Source organism: Pseudomonas sp. 14P5.3.2 (assembly GCF_057799175.1).
The window spans coordinates 68,351-91,597 of the sequence record NZ_JBYOKU010000020.1 but is presented as its reverse complement, the minus strand read 5'-3'; the positions used below and the strand labels follow the sequence as shown (position 1 = coordinate 91,597).

17 protein-coding genes are annotated in these 23,247 nt (G+C 60.9%); 6 read left to right on the top strand and 11 right to left on the bottom strand.

Translation table 11 applies throughout. The features are described from left to right. Window positions 1-133 precede the first annotated feature (133 nt). From AC27VU_RS17520 to AC27VU_RS17480, 9 genes are all read right to left on the bottom strand, one after another. Entirely contained in the window at window positions 134-1,585 is a 1,452-nt protein-coding gene (locus tag AC27VU_RS17520) for a lipopolysaccharide kinase InaA family protein (protein WP_488724545.1), read from the bottom strand. After that, complete coding sequence (locus AC27VU_RS17515) at window positions 1,585-2,337, bottom strand: lipopolysaccharide kinase InaA family protein (RefSeq protein ID WP_488724544.1); 753 nt, start codon at window positions 2,335-2,337, stop codon at window positions 1,585-1,587. Before AC27VU_RS17515 ends, AC27VU_RS17520 begins: the two co-directional genes overlap by 1 nt. Beyond that, window positions 2,334-3,068 (bottom strand): lipopolysaccharide kinase InaA family protein, encoded by a 735-nt coding sequence (locus AC27VU_RS17510; RefSeq protein WP_003221011.1) that lies wholly within the window; start codon window positions 3,066-3,068, stop codon window positions 2,334-2,336. The genes AC27VU_RS17515 and AC27VU_RS17510 overlap by 4 nt, the downstream gene beginning before the upstream one ends. Then, on the bottom strand, window positions 3,068-3,874 hold the full coding sequence (gene rfaP / locus AC27VU_RS17505) for a lipopolysaccharide core heptose(I) kinase RfaP (RefSeq protein ID WP_488724543.1): 807 nt from the start codon (window positions 3,872-3,874) through the stop codon (window positions 3,068-3,070). The genes AC27VU_RS17510 and rfaP overlap by 1 nt, the downstream gene beginning before the upstream one ends. Further along, complete coding sequence (locus AC27VU_RS17500; RefSeq protein ID WP_488724542.1) at window positions 3,875-4,996, bottom strand: glycosyltransferase family 4 protein; 1,122 nt, start codon at window positions 4,994-4,996, stop codon at window positions 3,875-3,877. Then, window positions 4,996-6,057 carry a lipopolysaccharide heptosyltransferase I gene (waaC, locus tag AC27VU_RS17495; RefSeq protein WP_103485549.1) on the bottom strand — a complete coding sequence of 354 codons (1,062 nt, stop codon included), beginning with the start codon at window positions 6,055-6,057 and terminating at the stop codon, window positions 4,996-4,998. Before waaC ends, AC27VU_RS17500 begins: the two co-directional genes overlap by 1 nt. Before the next feature lies 1 nt (window position 6,058). Then, entirely contained in the window at window positions 6,059-7,093 is a 1,035-nt protein-coding gene (gene waaF / locus AC27VU_RS17490; RefSeq protein ID WP_488724541.1) for a lipopolysaccharide heptosyltransferase II, read from the bottom strand. A 330-nt stretch (window positions 7,094-7,423) separates the two neighbouring features. After that, window positions 7,424-10,363, bottom strand: a complete 2,940-nt coding sequence (gene glnE, locus AC27VU_RS17485) for a bifunctional [glutamate--ammonia ligase]-adenylyl-L-tyrosine phosphorylase/[glutamate--ammonia-ligase] adenylyltransferase (protein ID WP_488724540.1) — start codon at window positions 10,361-10,363, stop codon at window positions 7,424-7,426. After that, window positions 10,360-10,485 carry a hypothetical protein gene (locus AC27VU_RS17480; RefSeq protein WP_256198919.1) on the bottom strand — a complete coding sequence of 42 codons (126 nt, stop codon included), beginning with the start codon at window positions 10,483-10,485 and terminating at the stop codon, window positions 10,360-10,362. The genes glnE and AC27VU_RS17480 overlap by 4 nt, the downstream gene beginning before the upstream one ends. A gap of 262 nt (window positions 10,486-10,747) precedes the next feature. Between AC27VU_RS17480 and aceE the strand changes: the two genes are divergently transcribed. The 5 genes from aceE (at window position 10,748) to msrA (ending at window position 20,841) form a co-directional block, all read left to right on the top strand. Then, complete coding sequence (gene aceE, locus AC27VU_RS17475; RefSeq protein WP_003220999.1) at window positions 10,748-13,393, top strand: pyruvate dehydrogenase (acetyl-transferring), homodimeric type; 2,646 nt, start codon at window positions 10,748-10,750, stop codon at window positions 13,391-13,393. Between the two features lie 11 nt (window positions 13,394-13,404). After that, complete coding sequence (gene aceF, locus AC27VU_RS17470; protein ID WP_488724539.1) at window positions 13,405-15,363, top strand: dihydrolipoyllysine-residue acetyltransferase; 1,959 nt, start codon at window positions 13,405-13,407, stop codon at window positions 15,361-15,363. Between the two features lie 273 nt (window positions 15,364-15,636). Beyond that, window positions 15,637-17,034: an alkaline phosphatase D family protein gene (locus tag AC27VU_RS17465; RefSeq protein ID WP_488724538.1), complete on the top strand. Its 1,398-nt coding sequence runs from the start codon at window positions 15,637-15,639 to the stop codon at window positions 17,032-17,034. A gap of 239 nt (window positions 17,035-17,273) precedes the next feature. Beyond that, on the top strand, window positions 17,274-19,970 hold the full coding sequence (locus AC27VU_RS17460) for a putative bifunctional diguanylate cyclase/phosphodiesterase (RefSeq protein WP_003220992.1): 2,697 nt from the start codon (window positions 17,274-17,276) through the stop codon (window positions 19,968-19,970). A gap of 205 nt (window positions 19,971-20,175) precedes the next feature. Continuing rightward, window positions 20,176-20,841 (top strand): peptide-methionine (S)-S-oxide reductase MsrA, encoded by a 666-nt coding sequence (gene msrA / locus AC27VU_RS17455; protein ID WP_003220990.1) that lies wholly within the window; start codon window positions 20,176-20,178, stop codon window positions 20,839-20,841. A gap of 124 nt (window positions 20,842-20,965) precedes the next feature. On the opposite strand, the gene AC27VU_RS17450 is transcribed toward msrA, so the two are convergent. Continuing rightward, on the bottom strand, window positions 20,966-21,805 hold the full coding sequence (locus AC27VU_RS17450; protein WP_003220988.1) for a 23S rRNA (adenine(2030)-N(6))-methyltransferase RlmJ: 840 nt from the start codon (window positions 21,803-21,805) through the stop codon (window positions 20,966-20,968). Between the two features lie 288 nt (window positions 21,806-22,093). Here AC27VU_RS17450 and AC27VU_RS17445 point away from each other — a divergent pair, with 288 nt between their 5' ends. Continuing rightward, a complete protein-coding gene (locus AC27VU_RS17445) occupies window positions 22,094-22,507 on the top strand; it encodes a T6SS amidase immunity protein Tai4 family protein (protein ID WP_488724537.1) in 414 nt (137 codons plus the stop codon). 169 nt (window positions 22,508-22,676) lie between these two features. On the opposite strand, the gene AC27VU_RS17440 is transcribed toward AC27VU_RS17445, so the two are convergent. Next, complete coding sequence (locus tag AC27VU_RS17440; protein WP_488724536.1) at window positions 22,677-22,997, bottom strand: hypothetical protein; 321 nt, start codon at window positions 22,995-22,997, stop codon at window positions 22,677-22,679. Window positions 22,998-23,247 lie beyond the last annotated feature (250 nt).

Here is a 23,247-nt window from a genome sequence, read left to right as displayed (position 1 = left end):
GGACAAGTCAGTGGAGTTTGTCCGTCATTGCTCAAGGGCAGTTTTTTGAGGTTTTAAAGCCTTATCGCGAGCAGGCTCACTCCTACAAGGGAATGCATTTCCATGTGGGAGTGAGCTTGCTGGCGAAGGCGGCTCAGGCCGCGCTGGAGATGTCCTTGGGCAACCGCTGATCGATCACCCGATACAACGCGCTGCTCTCGGGCCAGTTGCGCATGAACCGCGCCCGATCCCGCGCATAGGCCGGCGCGAAACTGCTGGCAGAGGTGTGCTGACACATTGAGTCCAGATCGATCAACGCCCAGCGATCCTCCTGCCAGAACAGGTTATGCCCCTTGAAGTCGCCATGACTGATGCGTTCGGCGAGCAACCGTGCGAACAGTTGATCCAGGGCCTGCAACTCGGACTCCGGCGCCGCACCGCTTTCAACATATGGCGCGAAGCGCTCGATGATGTCCGGGCCCGGCAGAAACTCGGTCACCAGGTAGGCACGGCTGCGCAGCCACAGAAAACGCCTTTCCAGCACCGCCAGCGGCTTCGGCGTAGCGATGCCGAGGAACGCCAGGCGATTGCCTTCGCGCCATGAATGCCAGGCGCGGCTCGGGCGCCAGAAACGCTTGAGCCAGTGCGCAAAGCCCTTGATGTTGTAGCGTTTGATCACCAGCGTGCGCCCGGCCACCTCGACCTTGCCGACGCTTGCCGCACCACCGGTCTTGTACAGATGCCCCTGATCAAGCAGCTCATCAGCCTGCTCCAGCACCGGCAGCATCGCCGCCTCTTCCTCGCGACGAATAGCCCGCAGGCCAAATGCTCCGCGCTGCACACTGAACAACGTGCACTCGCGGCCTACCTTGATCAGGTAATCCTTCAGGCGCCAGGCGCGCACCTTGGCGATCTGTTTCTGCAGGGCTTCCAGCGGCAACGCATGCTCGCTGTTGCTCAGCAGGTAATACACCAGCAATTCTTCGGTGAACGGCTCCAGTGACTTGGGCAACTGGGCGAAAAACACCCCGAGGTTTTCCAGCACTTTCTGCCGCGACAACGGCTGGCCCGCGGTCTCGGCGCAGATCCCGGCGCCATCGATCAAGTACAGCTGACTGCCATGGCGCAGCAGGTTGTCCAGGTGCAGGTCTTCCTGCCACAGGCCTTTGCCATGCAGTTGACCGATAGCGCCCAGCGCTTCGGCCAGAACCGCCGATTGCTCGTCCGCCAGCAGCGGCAGCGATTCGACTTGCTGCCAGGCATCACCGAGGCTTACGGCGCCTTCGAGGAATTCGAACAGCAGCCAGCCGCCCTCGCCGTCCTTCAGCCCATCGGCCAGCAGCAGCGGCGTGGTCAGGCCCTGTTCGGCGAGCAACTTGACGCCCGCCAGCTCGCGCTGAAAATGCCGTGCAGCCTTGCTGCCCACCAGCAATTTGGCCAGCACCGGCCGGCCGCGCCACACCCCGGCACCGACATAGCGCTGCCCGGGCAAAACCCGCAGCAGGCTCAGCAACTGCAAATCTGCAGGACCGGCGGCATCGGCCAGCGTGATCGTCAGCGGCAGACTCGGCGTGCGCCCGGCATTTTTCAGTTCGGACAACTGCATCAACGGGCCTCCTTGCGACTGCGCCGCGCGGTCAGTCGCGAAACCCAGCTGTCGACCAGAGAACTGTCCAGCGGCTGATCGAGATACGCCGCGAGCAACTCGCGCAGTTGCGCCTCGCTCCATTCAGGCGCACGACGCAGCAGCGGCTCAAGATCCTTGACCCGATCACGCATGCCGAACAGCAGTGGCCGGGTCTTTTCCAGGTCGATCAACTGCGCCCGATAGGCGCCGCCATCAGCCTGCAAAAAAATGTGTTTTGGATAAAAGCAGCCGTGCACCTGACGCACGCCGTGCAGGCGGCGCGCCAGTTGTCCGCAAGCCTTGAGAATCGCTGATTGCTGCACGCTGGTCAGTTCCGACCAGCGTTGCAATAGCGAGTCGAGATCGTCCCAGCCATCGAGGGCACGGGTCAGCAGGATCGCCTGAACATCGCCCTTGACCTTGCGCTCACCGAAAAACGCCGCTTGCAGCGCCGGAATCCCCAGCTTGTTGTAGCGGCTGATATTGCGGAACTCGCGGGCGAAACTCGGCTCGCCGAACGGCGCGTGCAAGGTGCGGGTCAGGTAGTTGCTCTGGCGCTTGAGGTAGTAAGCCTGCCCTTCCAGCTCCAGACGAAACACGCTGCTCCAGCCACCGCCATCGGTGTTGGGTTCGTCCACGGCTTCGAGCTGTTTGGCCCAGAGCGCGTCGAAAGTGCCGAGGCCATGACGCTCAAGCAGCGCCCGGTCTTCAGCGGCCAGGAAATCAGTCATTCACGTCCCTCGAAAAATCTCACCACGTGGCGAATCCGTTTCTTGTCGGCAGCATTGAGCCGATCACGTCCGCGGTATTGCAGGTAGAAACGCAGGCGCTGGGTATTCGACAGGTGATACTTGGCCACCTTGTCGAGGCAGGCCAGATCCTTGGTGATCCGGTATTTAAGCCAGAAGCCGCGCCAGAAATCGCCGTTCGGGCAGTCGATCAGAAACACCTGTTCCTGATCGTCGATCAGCAGGTTGCGCCACTTCAGGTCGTTGTGGGTAAAACGGTGATCGTGCATGGTCCTGGTGTAACCGGCCAGTTGCCGGCTGATGCCATCCACCCACAGGCGATCCTTGAGTTTCGGATCGTTGCGCTCGGCCAGCGCCGAGAGGTCTTCGGTGTGCGGCAGCTCGCGGGTGATCATCGCGCCACGGGCATAGGCCGCGCCACGTCGCTCCAGGCCCCAGGCCACCACTTCGGCGGTGGGAATGCCCCACTTGGCGAAGCGCTTGAGGTTCTGCCACTCCATCTTCACCCGTGGCTTGCCCAGGTAACGGCGCAAGCCTTTGCCGGCGCCGACGTAGCGTTTGACGTAGTAGTTGACGCCGTTGCGTTGCACGCGAATGACTTCGGACAGCGGATCACGGGTCAGGCGCTCGCCCTGCAGGGCAAACACCGCTTCGAGGCTGCCGAAATCTTCAGTCAGTTCGCCGTATTGCGGTTCAAGCGTCCAACCCGCCATCAGAGCGCATCCCCGTAACGCTGTTTGCGCGCATAGAGCTTGTTGGCCTTGCCTTCGAGCCAGCTCAGCAACGGCGCTTCTTCCGCCAGGATCTGCCGCAGCGGTTGCTGGAAGTAGCCTTTGAGGAAGCGCAGCTTGTCACGACGGGTCAGGCTGATGTCCAGTGCCGAAAAATACAGCGCGGCCAAATCCTTGTTGCGCCAGCGCTGAGTAATTCTGGGGCGGGTCTGGGCGCGGTGCAGATCGATCACCGAGAGTTTGAAATCATCCGGGGTGATCGGCTTGTCGGTGTGCAGCAGAAAGTGGCAGATGTAGCAGTCGCGGTGGTTGACCCCGGCGCGGTGCATCATGCCGGTCATGCGTGCCACTTCAGCGATCAGCGCGCGCTTGAGTTTCGGCTGCGGCGGGTTCTTGACCCAATCGATGCTGAAATCTTCGAGGCTGATGGTCGGCGCCAGTTCTTCGGTGACGATGAACGAATGCTGATCCGCCGGGTTGCTGCCCTTCTCGCCGTAAGCCACGGCGGTCATGGTCGGCACTCCGACTTCCTGCAGACGCTGGATTGCCTGCCACTCCTGACCCGCGCCGAGCACCGGCAGCTTGGCGGTCAGCAGGTTCTTGAAGATCTCGCCCCAGCCGATGCCCCGGTGGATCTTGACGAAAAATCCGTTGCCGTCGACTTCCGTGCGCAGCGTGCGGCGAGCTTCCAGCTCGCGGTAGACCTCGCCCTGCAAGCCTTCGACTTCGGCGAACGGGTCGCGCCCGGCCCAAAGGCTCTTGAACGGTTCAGCCAGCATCAACTTCATTTAAGCGTGCTCCGCCAGAATCACATCGGCCGCGTGCTGCGGCATGCTGTAGAGGTCGGCCGTCTCGGCGAAGGCCAGACCATTGCGGCTCCAGGCCGCGCGTGCAGAGGCGTCGCCCAACATCTCAGTCAGGTATTGCGTCAGTTGCGCCTGATCGAACGGCTCGTCCAGTACTCGCCCGGCATCTGCCTCGGCAATGTAATGGGCGTAACCGCAGACCGCGCTGACCAGCGCCGGCAAACCGGCGACCAGCGCTTCGAGCAGCACCGTACCGGTGTTTTCGTTGTACGCCGGGTGGATCAACAGGTCGGCGCCGAGCAGGAACCGCGGAATATCGCTGCGGCCCTTGAGGAACGTCACGTTGTCGCCCAGGCCCAAAGTGGCACTCTGCATCTGGAACAATTTGGGGTCATCCTGGCCGATTACAAACAGCCGGGTGCGCTTCTTCAGCTCGGCGGGCAGTGCGGCCAGCGCCTTGAGGCTGCGATCGACGCCCTTGGTCTTGAACCCGGAGCCGATCTGCACCAGCAGCAATTCGTCGTCCGTGAGGTTGAATTCGGCGCGGAAACCGGCGCGAATCTCGTCGGCATCCGCCGGTCGACGACGATCCTGGGCGATGCCCGGCGGCAGCAGGTGGAAGCGTTCAAGCGGCGTGCCGTAGTGCTTGATGAACAGCGGCTGCTGCACTTCGGAAATCATCAACACTTCGGTTTTCGCATCTTTGGCGAACACCGCGCGCTCGTACTCGGCGAAGTGCCGGTAGCGGCCCCAGCGGCGGTACAGCGAATGGCGCAGATTTTGCGCCTTGTCTTCGAAGCAGCCGTCGGCGGCGTAGTAGACGTCCAGCCCCGGCATCTTGTTGAAGCCGATCAGGCGGTCCACCGGACGCTTGGCCAGATCCGCCTCCATCCACGCGCTGAGTTTCTCGTTGCGCCGATGGTTGAAGAACGCCTTGACCGGCGCCACCAGCACTTCGAAACCCGGCGGCACGTCACCTTCCCAGATCAGGGTGTAGACACGAATCTGGTGGCCGCGCTTCTGGCATTCGAGGGCGATGCGCATGAAGTCGCGCTGCAAGCCTCCGAACGGAAAATATTTGTACAGGACAAAAGCCAATTGCATCAGCGCAGCTCCTCAGCCATTAACAACGTGCTCAGTCGGCTGGCGACACGCTCGGGATTCAGACGCGTGAAGCACAGGGGCTGCTCGCGTTTCAGGTCAAACTGACGGGCATCCTGCGCGGTCGGTTGATACGTACATTTCTTTTGCAGGCAAGGGGCGCAGGGGAAATCACTGGCCATGTGAATCTGCACCTTGCCGTAGGCGCCGGTCAGGCCCGGATTGGTCGGGCCGAACAGCGAAATCGTTGGCACATCCAGCGCGGCTGCGAGGTGACCGAGACCGGTGTCCACCGCCACGCAGGCCTGGGCGCCGGCCAGCACTTTGCCGACCCCGGCCAGATTCAGCTTTGGCAACACTTCGGCGTGCTTGAAGCCAGCGGCGATGCGCTCGGCGCGGGCCTTCTCCAGCGGGTTGCCCCACGGCAGTTTGACCCCGACGCCCAGATAGCCGACGCGTTCGGTCAGCTCGCGCCAGTAGGCTTCCGGCCAGTGCTTGGTGTCCCACGTGGTGCCGTGCAGGAACACCACGAAGGCGCTCTTGCGCGGCAATTCCACCAGTCGCTCGACGTTGAGGCCGTAATCGCCCAGACCTTTGGGCAGGTCATAACCGAGGGCGATAGCGAACAACTGGCGCACCCGCTCAACGGCATGCTGCCCACGGGCCACCGCCAGTTTGCGGTCGTAGAAACGTGCGGCGATCGGCTCGCGCGCCGAGCCTTTGTCGAGGCCGGCCACCGGGGCTTTGACGTAGCGCGTCAGCCAGGCACTTTTCAGCAGGCCCTGAGCGTCGATCACCAGATCGTATTTATGGGCGCGCACGCTTTGCTTGAAGCGCTTCCACTCGCCGCTCTTGATCGTCTGCCAGAGGTTCTTGCGCCAGCGGCGGATCGCCACCGGAATCACCTTGCCGACGGCCGGGTGCCAGGTCGGAATCTCGGCGAAGCCCTCTTCCACCACCCAGTCGAACTTGATCCCGGGAATGGCCCGGGCTGCGTCGGTCAGCGCCGGCAACGCGTGAATCACGTCGCCCAGCGATGAAGTCTTGATCAGCAATACCCGCAACTTAATGAACCTCGACCACGGAGCCCTGCAGTTTCTGCAAGGCATCGTTGACCGCGTCCGGCATCAGCTGGCGCAGGCAGTTGTAATGGCCGAACCGGCAGGTACGGTCGAAGCACGGGCTGCAATCGAGACCCAACCGAACGATTTCGACATGCTCGGCCAGCGGTGGGGTGAAACCCGGCGAAGTCGAGCCGTAGACCGCCACCAGTGGACGGTTCAGTGCTGCCGCTACGTGCATCAGGCCGGAGTCGTTGGACACCACCGAATCGGCGCAGGACAGCAGGTCGATGGCCTCGGCCAGCGAGGTGCCGCCGCTGAGGTTGACCGACTCTTCACGCAGGCCGGGAATCAGCCGTGCGCGGATGTCTTCGCCCACCGCGTGGTCGTTTTTCGAGCCGAACAGCCACACCTGCCAGCCTTCGCGAATCCGCGCTTCGGCGACCTTGGCGTAATGCTCGGACGGCCAGCGCTTGGATTCGCCGAACTCGGCGCCCGGGCACAGGGCCAACACCGGGCGGTCGAGGGTCAGGCCGAATTTGGCCAGCGCCGCTTCGCGGGTCACCGGATCGATTTGCAGGCTCGGACGCGGATAAGGTTTCGGCAGCTCGGCGTTCGGCTCGTAAGCCAGGGCCATGAAGCGCTCGATCATCAGCGGATAACGTTCTTTATCCAGCGTGCGCACGTCATTGAGCAGGCCGTAACGGAATTCGCCACGCCAGCCGGTGCGCTGCTTGATGCCGGCAAAAAACGGCACCAGCGCCGACTTCAGCGAGTTCGGCAGCAGGATCGCCTGATCGTACTGACCGGCCAGGGACTTGCCGATCCGCCGGCGTGTGGCCAATTCCAGCACGCCATGGCCGAGCGGAAAGCTCAAGGCCTTGCGCACTTCGGGCATGCGCTCAAGGATCGGCCGGCTCCACTCGGGGGCCAGCACGTCGATTTCGCATTGCGGGTGGCGCTGCTTGAGACACTGAAACAGTGTCTGCGCCATCACCATGTCACCGACCCAACTGGGCCCAACGATCAGAATATTCATGTGGTTTCCATAAACGAACCGGGGAGGCATTTACGCCTCCCCGCCTCGAGAATTCTACAAACACTGTAGATCTGCTGTGGGAGCGGGCTTGCTCGCGAAAGGGTCTTCACATCCAACATTATTGTCGTCTGATACTCCGCTATCGCGAGCAGGCTCGCTCCCACAGGGTTTCGCATCCGGCCCTGCATCTGCCATTCAACGCAGATCCACTGTGGGAGCGGGCTTGCTCGCGAAGGGGCCGTCACATCCTGCATCGGTGGTGACTGACACTGCGCTTTCGCGAGCAAGCCCGCTCCCACAGGGGCCATCAGGTGTTTCAAATATCCGGTTTCAGCTTAGCCCCAACTCTTTCCAGATCCGCAATACCTGCCGGCGCTCCTCGACAAACTGGTCGCCTGCAATCACCCCGCCATCCTTCTGCAAGGCCTGTCGGTGAGCGGCGGAGCGGTAGGCTTTATAGGCCTCACGCAGCAGGCTGGCATCTTCGGCAGGCATCAGCCCTTCGTGCTCCAGCTCTTCCAGAATGCGGATGTTATCGGTCCAGCGCAGCAATGGCGGGTGGCTGTGCGACCACGCCAGGGCCGCGTATTGCACCATAAATTCAATATCGACGATACCTCCGGCGTCCTGCTTGAGGTCGAACGGCGCTGTGGCCTCGAAGGCATTTGCCGCCGTGCCGGCCGCTGTGCTCTTGCTGCCGAGGTTATCGCGCATCTTGGCGCGCATCTCGCTGACTTCCTGCTGCAGCTTCGCCAGATCCCGCGCCTTGCCCAAAACCTGCGCGCGGACTTTCTCGAAGGCCTGACCGACATCCTGACTGCCGACCAGCACCCGCGCCCGCACCAGCGCCTGATGTTCCCAGGTCCAGGCTTCATTTTCCTGATAGCGCTCGAAAGCACCGAGCGAACTGACCAACAGCCCCGACGCGCCGGACGGCCGCAAACGCATGTCCACTTCATACAGCTGACCGGAGTTGGTCTGCGCCGTCAGCAAGTGAATGATCCGCTGCCCCAGCCGGGTGAAGAACTGCGCGCCATCGATTGGCTTCGGCCCATCGGTTTCCGCCTGCGGATCGCCGTCATGGATGAACACCAGATCCAGATCCGAACCATGCCCCAGTTCCAGCCCGCCGACTTTCCCGTAACCGACAATGATGAAGCCGGGATCGCACAGGGTGCCATCAGTGCGCAGCGGCGTGCCGTACTTGGCCACCGTCTGACGCCAGGCCAACGCCAGCACTTGCTCAAGAATCGCCTCGGCCAGCCAGGTCAGGTAATCGCTGACTTTCATCAACGGCAGACTGCCGGCGATTTCCGAGGCAGCGACGCGCAAGCGGTGCGCCAGTTTGAAGTGACGCAGGGCTTCCATCTGCTGTTCGAGGTCATCTTCGGGGATCCGCGTCAGGCGCTCGCGCAACTCGGCGGCCAGTTCCGGCGCCAAGGGCGGCTTGAACAGCCGGCCTTCATTGAGTAATTCGTCGAGCAGCAGCGGGAAACGGGTGATCTGTTCGGCGATCCACGGGCTGGCCGCGCACAGCGTCAGCAAGCGTCGCAGGGCACCGGGGTTTTCCGTGAGCAACACCAGATAGGCCGAACGTCGGGCGACCGCTTCGACCAACGGCAGCACCCGCTCCAGCACCAGATCCGGGTTGTCATGCTCCACCGCCTGGGCCAGCAGGCGCGGGATAAACGCATCAAGACGCTCGCGACCCAGCCGCTGCATCGCGCGCAATTGCGGACTGCCACGCAGGCTCGCCAGCGCTTTCAGGGCCTTGGTCGCATCGGCGAAACCGCCCTCTTCGAGCTGCCGGCAAGCGGCCTCTTCATCCTGCGCCTCTTCCCACAGCGGCAACCACTCACCGCCGACCACCACTTCGCAGTCGGCGCCCTCTTCTTCATCGGGATCGGCGATCACCTGCGCGAAGTGCCAGGCCACGCGACCGCGCCAGAACATCAGTTTTTCGTGGAAAGCTGCCCAATCGGCAAAACCGAGCATGAACGCGATCCGCGCCTGATCCTGAGCGCCGTCCGGCAACATCTGGGTCTGGCGGTCGGCAATCGCCTGGATCGCGTGTTCGGTGTAGCGCAGGAATTCATAGCCTTCGCGCAGTTCGCCGATCACCGCCGGCGGCAGGTAACCCTGCCCTTCCAGCGTGCTCAGCACCTTTAATAGAGGACGCTGTTGCAGGCTCAAATCGCGCCCGCCGTGGATCAACTGAAAGGCCTGAGCGATGAACTCGACTTCACGAATACCGCCGGAGCCGAGCTTGATGTTGTCGGCCATGCCCTTGCGCCGCACTTCCTGCTGGATCAGCTGCTTCATGGTGCGCAGCGCTTCGATCGCCGAGAAATCCAGATAACGCCGGTAGACGAACGGCCGCAGCATATCGAGCAACTGCGCGCCGGCCGCTTGATCGCCGGCCACCACCCGCGCCTTGATCATCGCGTAGCGTTCCCAGTCGCGGCCCTGATCCTGGTAATACTGCTCCAGCGCATTGAAGCTCAGCACCAGCGCGCCGGACGAACCGTACGGGCGCAGGCGCATGTCGACGCGGAACACGAACCCGTCAACCGTCATCGGGTCGAGGGCCTTGATCAGGCGCTGGCCGAGACGGATGAAGAATTCCTGATTATCCAGCGCGCGTTTCACGCCGACGGTTTCGCCGCCCTCGGGGTAGGCGAAGATCAGGTCGATGTCCGACGACAGGTTCAGCTCGACCGCGCCGAGCTTGCCCATGCCGAGGATGACCATCTGCTGCGGCAGACCGCTGCGCCGACCGGTCGGCGTACCGAACTGCTGGCAATGGCGGCTGTACAGCCATTGATAAGCCTGGTCGATGGTGGCGTCGGCCATGTCCGACAGGTCGCGGCAGGTCTGTACCAGATCAGCCTGGCGGTTCAGGTCACGCCAGATGATCCGCACTTGATGGCGGGCACGCTGGCGACGCAGGACGCGACCGAGTTCGTCTTCGCTTTGCGCGGCAGCCACCGCTGCGGCAATCTGCGCGCAGAGTTCACCCGGCGCGAACGGTCGGTCGAGTTCGCCGGACTGCACCAGCGACAGCAACATCAAAGGGTCACGAACGCTCTGTTCAATGACGAAATCGCTGGCGGCACTGACGCGGGCGAATTGCGCCCAGCGTTCCGGCGTCCAGTTGGAGAAGCCGTGATCGTCTTCCAGCGCGGCGACGGCCGTACGGAACGACTGCTCGGATCGAGTGACCAACGGCAGGAGAATGGCGGGCAGTTCGGCAAGCACAGGCAGGGTCATGGTCTATCCTTGATCGGCGTGTAAATGGCCGCTTGTAGTGTTTGATGAAAACCCGCTACGCGAAGGACTGTCGAACAAAAGTTAGAAATAGCTGAAATTTCTTCTTCTTTGGCATCCAGCATCAAACTTTCACCTTTTTCGGATGGTAATCGACCAACCTTAACGATTATTCTCACAACGCAGTCGGAGGCCACAAGCCTTTCCTCTGTAGTTTTACTACTCGTCTATACAGGCGAAAGGCTGAAATGCTCAAAGATTTGTAGTAAAACTACACGCCGCCGGAACAACCTGTCGGCAATCCAAGAATTTTAAATCGTCTGCCCACAAGGCCAGTCGCAAACTCAGGCAACCGATTCTGGAAGCCTTTCCGCCCTGGAGCAAGCCATGCAAGACCTCGATCCCGTCGAAACCCAGGAATGGCTGGACGCCCTGGAATCGGTTCTCGACAAAGAAGGCGAAGACCGTGCTCACTATCTGATGACCCGTATGGGTGAACTGGCGACCCGCAGCGGTTCGCAGCTCCCTTACGCCATCACCACGCCTTACCGCAACACCATCCCGGTAACCCACGAAGCACGCATGCCTGGCGACCTGTTCATGGAACGCCGCATTCGCTCGCTGGTGCGCTGGAACGCGATGGCCATGGTAATGCGTACGAACCTGAAAGATTCTGACCTGGGTGGTCACATCTCCAGCTTCGCTTCCAGCGCGACCCTGTATGACATCGGCTTCAACTACTTCTTCCAGGCCCCGACCGACGAACACGGCGGCGACCTGATCTACTTCCAGGGCCACACCTCGCCAGGCGTTTACGCCCGTGCGTTCATGGAAGGCCGCATCACCGAAGACCAGATGAACAACTTCCGCCAGGAAGTCGACGGTCAGGGCCTGTCGTCCTATCCGCACCCTTGGCTGATGCCTGACTTCTGGCAGTTCCCGACCGTATCCATGGGTCTGGGTCCGATCCAGGCGATCTACCAGGCACGCTTCATGAAGTACCTGGAACACCGCGGTTTCATCCAGCCGGGCAAACAGAAAGTCTGGTGCTTCCTGGGCGACGGCGAGTGCGACGAGCCGGAATCCCTGGGCGCGATCTCCCTGGCCGGCCGCGAGAAGCTGGACAACCTGATCTTCGTCATCAACTGCAACCTGCAGCGCCTCGACGGCCCGGTTCGCGGCAACGGCAAGATCATCCAGGAACTCGAAGGCGTGTTCCGCGGTGCTCAGTGGAACGTGACCAAAGTCATCTGGGGCCGTTTCTGGGACCCACTGCTGGCCAAGGACGTCGACGGCATCCTGCAACGTCGCATGGACGAAGTCATCGACGGCGAGTACCAGAACTACAAAGCCAAAGACGGCGCGTTCGTTCGCGAGCACTTCTTCAACACGCCTGAACTCAAGGCGATGGTTGCCGATCTGTCCGACGACGAGATCTGGAAACTCAACCGTGGCGGCCACGACCCGTACAAGGTCTATGCGGCGTACCACGAAGCGGTCAACCACAAAGAACAACCAACCGTCATCCTGGCCAAGACCATCAAGGGTTATGGCACCGGTGCCGGCGAAGCGAAAAACACTGCGCACAACACCAAGAAAGTCGACGTCGACAGCCTGAAGTTGTTCCGCGACCGCTTCGACATCCCGGTCAAGGACGAAGAGCTGGAGAACCTGCCGTTCTTCAAGCCAGAGCCAAACAGCGCCGAAGCCCGCTACCTGAGCGAGCGCCGTGCTGCACTGGGCGGTTTCGTACCGCAGCGCCGCGCGCAGAGCTTCAGCGTACCGACGCCGGACCTGGACACCCTGAAAGCCATCCTCGATGGTTCGGGCGACCGTGAAATTTCCACCACCATGGCTTTCGTGCGGATCCTCGCGCAACTGGTCAAGGACAAGGAAATCGGCCCGCGCATCGTGCCGATCATCCCGGACGAAGCCCGTACCTTCGGTATGGAAGGCATGTTCCGTCAGCTGGGCATCTACTCCTCCGTCGGCCAGCTCTACGAGCCAGTCGATAAAGACCAGGTGATGTTCTACAAGGAAGACCAGAAAGGTCAGATCCTTGAAGAAGGCATCAACGAAGCGGGCGCCATGAGTTCCTTCATCGCCGCCGGTACTTCGTACTCCAGCCACAACCAGCCGATGCTGCCGTTCTACATCTTCTACTCGATGTTCGGCTTCCAGCGTATCGGTGACCTGGCCTGGGCCGCCGGCGACAGCCGTACCCGTGGCTTCCTGATCGGCGGCACCGCCGGCCGTACCACCCTGAACGGTGAAGGCCTGCAGCACGAAGACGGTCACAGCCACCTGCTGGCCGCGACCATCCCGAACTGCCGCACCTACGATCCAACCTACGGCTACGAGCTGGCGGTGATCATTCAGGACGGCATGAAGAAGATGACCGAAGAGCAACAGGACATCTTCTACTACATCACCGTGATGAACGAGTCGTACCAGCAGCCAGCCATGCCGGCCGGTGCCGAAGAAGGCATCAAGAAAGGCATGTACCTGCTCGAAGAAGACACCCGCGATGCGGCGCATCACGTACAGCTGATGGGCTCCGGCACCATCCTGCGTGAAGTGCGTGAAGCGGCGAAGATTCTGCGTGAAGAGTTCAACATCGGCGCTGACGTATGGAGCGTCACCAGCTTCAACGAACTGCGTCGCGACGGCCTGGCCGTAGAGCGCAGCAACCGTCTGAAGCCTGGCCAGAAGCCTAAGCAGAGCTACGTTGAAGAGTGCCTGAGCGGCCGTAAGGGTCCGGTCATCGCTTCTACCGACTACATGAAGCTGTTCGCCGAGCAGATCCGTCAGTGGGTACCGTCCAAGGAATTCAAAGTCCTGGGCACCGACGGTTTCGGCCGCAGCGACAGCCGCAAGAAACTGCGTCATTTCTTCGAAGTCGACCGTCATTTCGTGGTGTTGGCAGCCCTGGAAGCACTGGCTGACCGTGGTGATATCGAACCTAAAGTCGTGGCTGAGGCCATCGTCAAGTTCGGCATCGACCCGGAAAAACGCAACCCACTGGACTGCTGAGGAGACATTTTGTGAGCGAACTCATTCGCGTACCTGACATCGGCAGCGGTGAAGGTGAAGTAATTGAACTGTTTGTGAAGGTCGGCGACCGTATCGAAGCCGACCAGAGCATCCTGACCCTGGAATCGGACAAGGCCAGCATGGAAGTGCCGGCCCCGAAAGCCGGCGTCATCAAAAGCCTGAAAGTGAAGCTGGGCGACCGTCTGAAAGAAGGCGACGAACTGCTCGAGCTGGAAGTCGAGGGCGCCGCTGCTGCGGCCCCTGCGCCTGCTGCTGCCCCGGCTGCAAAAGCTGAAGCCAAACCGGCTGCCGCCCCTGCTGCTGCCGCGCCAGCCGCTGCGCCTGCTGCCGCTTCGGTGCAGCAAGTGCACGTGCCGGACATCGGTTCGTCGGGCAAGGCCCAGATCATCGAGATCCAGGTCAAGGTCGGCGACAAGGTCGAGGCTGATCAATCGCTGATCACCCTCGAATCCGACAAGGCGAGCATGGAAATCCCGTCGCCTGCCGCAGGCGTGGTCAAGGCCATCAGCGTCAAGCTCAATGACGAAGTCGGCACTGGCGACCTGATCCTCGACCTTGAAGTGGCGGGTGCTGCGGCCCCTGCTGCGGCCGCTCCGGCTCAGGCTGCTGCGCCAGCCGCTGCTGCTGCGCCTGCTCCGGCTGCCGCCCCGGCTGCTCCAGTGGCTGACAGCGTTCAGGACATCCACGTTCCGGACATTGGTTCGGCCGGCAAGGCCAAGATCATCGAAGTCCTGGTCAAGGCTGGTGACAGCGTTGAAGCCGACCAGTCGCTGATCACTCTCGAATCCGACAAGGCAAGCATGGAAATCCCATCGCCTGCCGCTGGCGTGGTGGAAAGCATTTCCATCAAGCTGGACGACGAAGTCGGCACCGGCGACCTGATCCTCAAGCTGAAAGTCAAAGGCGCGGCCCCTGCTGCTGCCCCGGCTCCAGCTGCCGCTGCTGCAAGTGCTCCGGCACCTGCCGCTGCTGCTCCGGCTGCCGCTGCACCTGCGGCTGCCGCTCCGGCTGCTGCTCCGGCCAAGCCTGGTGCCAAAGTTCACGCCGGCCCGGCCGTGCGTCAACTGGCCCGTGAGTTCGGCGTCGAGCTGAGCGCTGTAGGCGCCAGCGGTCCGCACGGTCGCATCCTCAAGGAAGACGTGCAGGTTTACGTCAAGGCGATGATGCAGAAGGCCAAAGAAGCGCCGGCTGCTGGCGGCGCAACCGGTGGCGCGGGCATCCCGCCGATCCCGGTCGTGGACTTCAGCCGCTTCGGTGAAATCGAAGAAGTGCCGATGACCCGCCTGATGCAGGTCGGCGCTGCCAACCTGCACCGCAGCTGGCTGAACGTGCCGCACGTGACGCAATTCGACTCGGCGGATATCACCGAGCTGGAAGCGTTCCGCGTTGCGCAGAAAGCCGTCGCAGAGAAGGCCGGCGTCAAGCTGACCATCCTGCCGCTGCTGCTCAAGACCTGTGCGCACCTGCTCAAGGAACTGCCGGACTTCAACAGTTCGCTGGCGCCAAGCGGCAAGGCGATCATTCGCAAGAAGTACGTCAACATCGGTTTCGCGGTCGACACTCCAGATGGCCTGCTGGTACCGGTCATCAAGAACGTCGACCAGAAGAGCCTGCTGCAACTGGCTGCAGAAGCTGCTTCGCTGGCTGAAAAAGCCCGCACCAAGAAGCTCTCTTCGGACGAGATGCAAGGCGCCTGCTTCACCATTTCCAGCCTCGGCCACATTGGCGGCACCGGCTTCACGCCGATCGTCAACGCGCCGGAAGTGGCGATCCTCGGTGTTTCCAAGGCAACCATCCAGCCAGTCTGGGACGGCAAAGCCTTCCAGCCGAAACTGATGCTGCCACTGTCGCTGTCCTACGATCACCGTGTGATCAACGGCGCCGCTGCTGCACGCTTCACCCAGCGTCTGGGCAGCCTGTTGGGCGACATCCGCACCATCCTGCTGTAAAGCGTTCGGCCCTCCGGCAACGGAGGGCCGATTGCGTTTCACGTTTTCGAGCGCCACACGCTCGTACCTCAACCCCGTCAGTTTGACGGGGCTTTTTTTGCCCAGAGAAAAGTACAGCGCCTCTTCCTACAAGTTCGGTTTACTTGAACTACGAACGCAGTCCACTTCGCCTCGATATTTTTCGTCGACCGCCAACTAATCTTTGCCTCCCGATCAAATAAGCAACTTCCTGCGTTATTTATCAAAACCAGACTTACTCGAATGGATTCGAATATGTTCAAACCAACTATCGGCCCGATTATCGGCCACACCACAACTAATCATGCCCGCATTTTCATGCGCGCAGACAATCAAGGCAACGCACCGGTATTTGCCGCCATTCGCCATCGGACTGCAGGAACACAACAGTGGTCAGCAGGCACTTTCGCCGAACCCAGCGCACTGCGCGACATGACCGAAGTGTTCACCCTCAATAACTTGAGCAGCGACACCGAATATGAATACCAGACCGGCTGGTTCAGCCCGATGAATCCGGTACATACCGTGGACAGTGTCGCCGAACTGCCGCTGCAGTGGCCCCGGGAAATCTATCGATTACGCACCCGCTCCAGCAAAGCCCTGCAGCCAAGGGCCTATATCGTCGGCTCCTGCCGTTACTTGCGCATGACCGCCGGCATCCCGTCGCTGCCGCACCTGGGTGACCGGATCTTTGCTTCCATCAACCAGCTGATCGAAGGCGCGCAACCACCGATCAGTGCCACGTTAATGACGGGCGATCAGATTTATGTCGACGACCTCAATCTGTTCGCACCCGATCGTGAATATAAGGAAATCCTCAGCAAGTACCGTGCGGCATTCTCTCAACCCAACATTCAGCGTTTGATGTCTTGCACATCGACTTACATGATCCTGGATGATCACGAAATCGAAGACAACTGGCCGGCGAACGCCAGCAAGTCAGATCAAGTGTTATATCGCAATGCCATGGCCGCCTATGAAATCTATCAAGCCAGCCACGGCCCTGCGCATGAACTTACAACTAACAAAGAGGTGAATCGCGTAAAGCTCGAGCACTACTGGTATCAATTCAGTGACGGTGACATCGAATGGTTCGTGACGGACAGCCGCACTCGACGCAACTTGTCAGCCGATGATCGCCGCATACTGGATGAGGCGCAGGAACAGGCGCTGCTCAAGTGGCTGATCAACAGCCCGGCGCGAGTGAAATTCGTGGTGACCAGCGTGATGTTTTACCCGGATCGCAAACTGCATGGTGACGATGCCTGGAAAGCCTTCCCGGAGCAGCGCTTGCGGCTGCTGGAAACCATCCGCACCCGACGCATCAAGAATGTCGTGTTTGTCTCGGGCGACGTGCATGGCTCACTGACCTCGCGCCTGACCCACAGCGAAGACCCGGACTTCGAAGTGCACACCATCGTTTCCTCGCCGTTTTGCAACAGCAAGCTGCTGCCCTATGCCAAGGCGTCGACGTTCATCCTCGATCAACCGCTGGCGCGCACGGCAGCAGGCGATTATCAACATGAATTGACCAGCACAGTGGTCAGCGAAGACAACTTCGCCCATGTGGTGGTTGAGGCCGGAAAAATTCAGGTCAATTACCATGATCGCGACGGCAAACGCCTGCAATCGATCGAAATCAACCTGCGCTGAAGCCCTGAACAAAATGCCGTTCCCGCGCGCGAAGCGCTCTGGAACGGCACTCGCGGCGCACATCCGTATTACTTTTTGCCGCGCGCTGGAGAAATGCCCTGCGCGGCCGACATATTCTTATAGCACTTGGCCTTCATCTCTCTTGTCAGTCGGTGCCGCAATGATGCAACCTTGCCGCAGGCAACAGTAAAGAGGGCGCGAGCCCGGCGCGTTCAGCATATTTCCAAGCGAGTTCCTTCATGAAGAGCCAACCCGATGCCGCCAGCCGTATGGCGGTCGAGGTAGTGACGCAGCTGCCTGTGCCCTCGCGGCTCGGCATGCTGCGTTTCGAGCGCTTGAATGAAGCGAGCTGGGCGATGCTGTTTCTCGACCCCAACTGCGAACGCCAGTTCGGCCAGCCGGCCGTCGAATTGTGTGCGTTGGTCGGCTCGCCTTACGCCAGCCTGATGGAACCCGAAGCGCGCTATCAGCTGCACGACACCATTCAGCAACAACTGCGCGACAGCCCGCATTATCTGGTGCGCTACACCCTGCACACCGCCGCTGGTGCGCTGAGCATCCTTGAGCTGGGCGAGGCCTATAAGCAGCACAATCGGCACTTGCTGCGCGGTTATCTGCTGGCGGTCGATGATGTGTTCGACGGCGCGCCAGCGGTGCCCTGCGTCGACCTCGAAACCCAGAATTCGCGCCTGCAGATCGCTTTGGAACTGAACCAGCGCGCCCAGCAGGAACAACTGCAGCACCTGGAGCGGGTACGCGCCCAGCAGGATCTGATTCTGCTGCTGGCTCGCCAGCGCTACAGCAGCCACAACTCGCTGCAGGAAGCCGCCGAGCTGATCACCCGCAGCGCCTGTGATATCTATGAGATCGACTGTGCCAGCCTGTGGAACCTCGAAGGCAGCCTGCTGGTGCCGATTTCGGCGTATCACCGCGCGACGCAGGAATACATCCTGCCGGAGGTGATCGACATCAGCGGCTTCCCCGACTACATGGAAGCCCTGCACGGCAGCCGCGCCATCGACGCGCACAATGCGATGCGCGACCCGCGTACCCGCGAGATGGCCGAAGCCCTGCGCCCGCGCGACGTCAACGCCATGCTCGACGCCAGCATCCGGGTCGATGGCCAAGTGGTCGGCGTGCTCTGTCTGGAGCAGACCGGCGTCACCCGCGCCTGGCAGTCCGACGAAATCGCCTTTGCCGGTGAACTGGCCGACCAGTTTGCCCAGGTCATCAACAACCATAACCGGCGTACCGCCACCAGCGCTCTGCACCTGTTCCAGCGCGCAGTCGAACAAAGTGCCAACGCCTTTCTGCTGGTCAATTGCGACGGCGTGGTCGAGTACGTCAACCCGAGCTTCACCGCGATCACCCAGTACTCCACCGAAGAAGTTCACGGCCAGCGCCTGTCGGAGCTGCCGGCGCTGGAAAACCTCAGTGAACTGCTGTTCGACGCGCCCTCGGCGCTGGCCAAGAGCAACAGCTGGCAGGGCGAATTCAAGAGCCGGCGCAAGAACCTCGAACCGTACTGGGGCCAGTTGTCGATCTCCAAAGTGTATGGCGACAACCGCGAACTGACGCACTACATCGGCATCTACGAAGACATTACCCAGACCAAACTGGCGCAGCAGCGCATCGAACGTCTGGCGTACACCGACAACCTGACCAACCTCGGCAACCGCCCGGCGTTTATCCGCAATCTGGATGAACGCTTCGCCCGCGATAGCGATACCCCGATCAGCCTGTTGCTGGTGGACATCGACAACTTCAAGCGGATCAACGACAGCCTCGGTCACCAGACCGGCGACAAGTTGCTGATCAGCCTCGCCCGGCGCTTGCGCAACAGCCTGAGCCCGAGCGGCAGCCTCGCGCGGTTCGCCAGTAACGAATTTGCGGTGCTGCTCGACGACACCGACCTCGCCACCGGCCAGCAGATCGCCAACCAGTTGCTGGCGACCCTCGACAAGCCGATGTTCGTCGACAACCAGTTGATCAGCGTCACCGGCTCCGTGGGCCTGGCCTGCGCGCCGCTGCATGGCCGCGATCCGCAAACCCTGATGCGCAACGCCGGCCTCGCCCTGCACAAGGCCAAGGCCAATGGCAAACACCAGGTTCAGGTGTTCACCGAAGCGCTGAACGCCGAAGCCAGTTACAAACTGTTCGTCGAGAACAACCTGCGCCGCGCCCTGACCCAGAACGAGCTAGACGTGTTCTACCAGCCCAAACTGTGCCTGCGCAGCGGTCGCCTGCTGGGCATGGAAGCGCTGCTGCGCTGGAATCACCCGGAGCGCGGCATGATCCGCCCGGACCAGTTCATCAGCGTCGCCGAAGAAACCGGCCTGATCATCCCGATCGGCAAGTGGATCGCCCGCCAGGCCTGCCGCATGAGCAAGGCACTGACCGCCGCTGGCCTGGGCAATCTGCAAGTGGCGATCAACCTCTCGCCGAAACAGTTCTCCGATCCGGATCTGGTCGCGTCCATCGCCAACATCCTCAAGGAAGAAGCGCTGCCGGCCAATCTGCTCGAACTGGAGCTGACCGAAGGCCTGTTGCTGGAAGCCACCGAAGACACTCACTTGCAGCTCGATCAGCTCAAGCGTCTGGGCCTGACCCTGGCCATGGACGACTTCGGCACCGGTTACTCGTCGCTCAGCTACCTGAAGAAATTCCCGATCGACATCATCAAGATCGATCGCAGCTTCATCCACGAAATCCCCGACAACCAGGACGACATGGAAATCACCTCCGCGGTGATCGCCATGGCCCACAACCTGAAGCTCAAAGTCGTGGCCGAAGGCATCGAGACCGCCGAACAACTGGCGTTCCTGCGTCGCCACCGCTGCGACGTCGGCCAAGGCTACCTGTTCGACCGGCCGATCCCCGGCGGTGAGCTGATTCAGGCGCTCAAGCGCTACCCGCGCGGCCCACTCTGCCTCTAGCCCCCACCGATACCCCTGTCGATGAATTCCACTTGTGGGAGCGGGCTTGCTCGCGAATGCAGTTTGTCAGGCAATGTTGATGTCGACTGACACACCGCATTCGCGAGCAAGCCCGCTCCCACATTTGAATAGTGCGAAATCCGGCATCATTCGGCACACTGACGGTCTGACTTTTTACATCCCATCCTGACTGAGAGGAACGATCATGGTTCTGCGCTCGGAAATTCTGGTGAACAAAAACGTGCTACCGACCAAAGAACAAGCGCTGCCCGGCCGCGAAACCGCGATGACCCTGCCTGAAAAGCATTTCGTCTTCGAAGAAACTCCCTTGCTCGGCCCATTCTTTCAGGACGTCGACTTTGCGATCTTCGGTCTGGGTTGCTTCTGGGGGGCGGAGCGCCGCTTCTGGCAGCGCGAAGGCGTGGTCAGCACCGTGGTTGGCTACGCCGGCGGCTACACGCCGAACCCGACCTACGAAGAAGTCTGCTCGGGCCTGACCGGCCACGCCGAAGTGGTACTGGTGGTGTATGACAAGGCCAAAGTCAGCTACGAAGAGCTGCTGGCGATGTTCTGGGAACTGCATAACCCGACGCAGGGCATGCGTCAGGGCAACGACATCGGCACCCAGTACCGCTCGGTGATCTACGCGACCTCGCCCGAGCAACTGGACGCGGCGCTGAAGAGCAAAGCGGTGTATCAGGCTGAACTGTCGAAGGCTGGCCTGGGCGAAATCAGCACCGAGATCGAGCAGGCGCCGACCGTGTACTTCGCCGAGGCGTATCACCAGCAATATCTGGCGAAGAACCCTGAGGGCTATTGCGGGATTGGCGGCACCGGCGTGTGCATGCCACCGAGCCTGGCGGGTAACTAAACCCCAAAGCATCGCGGGCAAGCCCGCTCCCACAGGTTTAGCGCCGACTTCAAAATGGCGCAGTACTTTGTGGGAGCGGGCTTGCCCGCGAAGGCGTCCGTTCAGACACCGCTAAAACAGTTGATCAGCTTTCAGCAATCAACCAATCCATCTGCCACCCACCCTGAGTCTGCCCAAGCTTCTTCGACAACCACGGCAGCAGCTCACGCAATTCTTCCTCCAGCCCCCACGGCGGATTGGCAATCGCCATCCCCGAGCCGTTGAGGCTGTTCGGCGTATCCAGCGGATGCACCAGCAGTTCCACACGCAGCAACTTCGGCGCGCCGGTACCGGCCAGATCCTGATAGAAACGGCGCAACGCACGCTGATCCTTCACCGGATACCAGATCGCCGCCACGGTTTGGCGCATCCGGCCAATCGCTTCTTTCAGCGACGCCGCACACTTTTGCATCTCGTCGAGCTGTTCGAACGGCGGATCAATCAACATCACCGCGCGTTTCTCCTGCACCGGCAACATCGCCCGCGCCACATGCCAGCCCTCGCCCAGATGCACCTTGACCCGACGGTCGCCGGCCATGTTCTCTTTGAGCTGCACGCCATCTTCCGGGTGCTTCTCGTTGAGCATCACCCGATCCTGCGGCCGGGTCAGACGCCGCGCCAGCTCCGGCGAACCCGGGTAGTAGCGCAACTGGCCATCCGGGTTCATCTCGTGCAGCACCTTCATGTAGTCGGCGGTCAGCGCCGGCAGATCCGGCTGATCCCACAAACGCGCGATGCCTTCCAGGTACTCGCCGGTACGGTTGGCCTGATCACCCTGCAGGTCATACAGACCGATGCCGGCGTGCGTATCGAGATAGGCAAACGGCTGCTCCTTGCGCGACATCAGCGCGATGAGGCGGGTCAAGGTCAGGTGTTTGAACACATCGGCGTGATTGCCGGCATGGAAGGCGTGACGATAATTCATGGCTGCTCCTGCGAAGGGCCGTGAAGTTTACCTTTTACCGGGCGGCAAGTCAGGGGTTGGCGGCCGAGCGGCCTCTCACACGTTAAGAATCGGACCCAATATCCGTGGCGAGGGGATTTATCCCCGATGGGCTGCGCAGCAGCCCCCTATTCCGTCAACACGTTGTATTTGATGCTCCGCGATGACAGGTCTTGGGGCCGCTTCGCTGCCCATCGGAGATAAATCCCCTCGCCACAGGTCTGATATCTCGCTCAACTGGCAGTTAATAGCCGACAGGAAATCAAACCCATGCGTCACCTACTTGTTTTCTCTCTGTGCCTGATCAGCTCAATGCACGCCGTGGCGGGCGAAAACCACATTGCGCAGGCTCGCCAAATGCTCAAGAACTACGGTCTGAGCCAATGCATCCTGGAGCCATTCAACGAACGCTCCGCACTCGAAAAAGATATCGAACTGTCCGCCGATGCCTATTCGTTCATGGGCAACGGCATGCACGCCATCCGGCAGAATGAAGACACGCTGCAAGTCCTCCACGACCAGTACAAAGCAACTCGAGACTATGTATTCGCAGCCTATGAAAAGACACCTTCGAACAGCAAACACTCGAGCAGAAAAGTCGTTTTTTATGGATGCCTGGCGGTCTACAACTCCGAGGCGTTCGACAGCTTTATCAAAACTCAGGATGCGTATATCGCAGATTGAGTCAAAGTCCAAAGATCGCAGCCTTTGTGGCGAGGGAGCTTGCTCCCGCCGGGTTGCGAAGCGACCCAAGACCTCAATCCGGATTCTGTCTGACACCGCGACTACCTGGTTACGGCTGCTACGCAGCCGAGCGGGAGCAAGCTCCCTCGCCACAAAAACTGTCTCAGGCTTACAGGGATAGGTTGCCGAGACGTTTGCCGATGACATCCAGCACATCGCAACCGTCACGCAGTGGAATGGCGCAGAGCATGGCGAAGTCGCTGAGGATGATCGAGTCGCACTCGACCGAGCCGCGCATGCACATGTTTTCCAGCACCTGGATCACGGCGCGGATGCGGTAGTTGGCGGCGTCCATAAGGATGTCGAGGGGGACGTGGGTATCGACGAACAGGGTGGGCATGTCGCTGCAGTTGCCGGTCAGGGCCATGAAGCGGTTGTCGGGATGGGGGATGATTTTTTCGTAGGGTGGGTCGGGTTTAAGCATCGTCATATTTTCTACCATGGATGTGAAAATGAACTGCCTCGCTCCTTCCTACGGGATCGGGTGGCAGCTGTGAACGGGAGTAGGAACCGACCCATGGAATTCGGCCACGCCAAAGCGTGCCCCGCACACAGCCGCCGCTAAAGATATTGCTGGCACAAGTTACATGTCGCAATTAAATCAACAGCGCTGATGCACCATAGGTAACGGGTTCCTACACCCTGTCACCACTCTCGCGGTGACAACGAAAAGACTATCC

What these genes read in the sequence shown, in the direction of transcription:
- AC27VU_RS17510 (WP_003221011.1), bottom strand. Translation starts at nt 3,068, where the DNA reads ATGGCGGGTTGGACGCTTGAACCGCAATACGGCGAACTGACTGAAGAT.
- AC27VU_RS17460 (WP_003220992.1), top strand. Translation starts at nt 17,274, where the DNA reads ATGAAGAGCCAACCCGATGCCGCCAGCCGTATGGCGGTCGAGGTAGTG.
- AC27VU_RS17465 (WP_488724538.1), top strand. Translation starts at nt 15,637, where the DNA reads ATGTTCAAACCAACTATCGGCCCGATTATCGGCCACACCACAACTAAT.
- rfaP (WP_488724543.1), bottom strand. Translation starts at nt 3,874, where the DNA reads ATGAAGTTGATGCTGGCTGAACCGTTCAAGAGCCTTTGGGCCGGGCGC.
- AC27VU_RS17440 (WP_488724536.1), bottom strand. Translation starts at nt 22,997, where the DNA reads ATGACGATGCTTAAACCCGACCCACCCTACGAAAAAATCATCCCCCAT.
- AC27VU_RS17500 (WP_488724542.1), bottom strand. Translation starts at nt 4,996, where the DNA reads ATGCAATTGGCTTTTGTCCTGTACAAATATTTTCCGTTCGGAGGCTTG.
- AC27VU_RS17450 (WP_003220988.1), bottom strand. Translation starts at nt 21,805, where the DNA reads ATGAATTATCGTCACGCCTTCCATGCCGGCAATCACGCCGATGTGTTC.
- AC27VU_RS17445 (WP_488724537.1), top strand. Translation starts at nt 22,094, where the DNA reads ATGCGTCACCTACTTGTTTTCTCTCTGTGCCTGATCAGCTCAATGCAC.
- glnE (WP_488724540.1), bottom strand. Translation starts at nt 10,363, where the DNA reads ATGACCCTGCCTGTGCTTGCCGAACTGCCCGCCATTCTCCTGCCGTTG.
- AC27VU_RS17515 (WP_488724544.1), bottom strand. Translation starts at nt 2,337, where the DNA reads ATGACTGATTTCCTGGCCGCTGAAGACCGGGCGCTGCTTGAGCGTCAT.
- aceE (WP_003220999.1), top strand. Translation starts at nt 10,748, where the DNA reads ATGCAAGACCTCGATCCCGTCGAAACCCAGGAATGGCTGGACGCCCTG.
- AC27VU_RS17520 (WP_488724545.1), bottom strand. Translation starts at nt 1,585, where the DNA reads ATGCAGTTGTCCGAACTGAAAAATGCCGGGCGCACGCCGAGTCTGCCG.
- waaF (WP_488724541.1), bottom strand. Translation starts at nt 7,093, where the DNA reads ATGAATATTCTGATCGTTGGGCCCAGTTGGGTCGGTGACATGGTGATG.
- msrA (WP_003220990.1), top strand. Translation starts at nt 20,176, where the DNA reads ATGGTTCTGCGCTCGGAAATTCTGGTGAACAAAAACGTGCTACCGACC.
- AC27VU_RS17480 (WP_256198919.1), bottom strand. Translation starts at nt 10,485, where the DNA reads ATGCTGGATGCCAAAGAAGAAGAAATTTCAGCTATTTCTAACTTTTGT.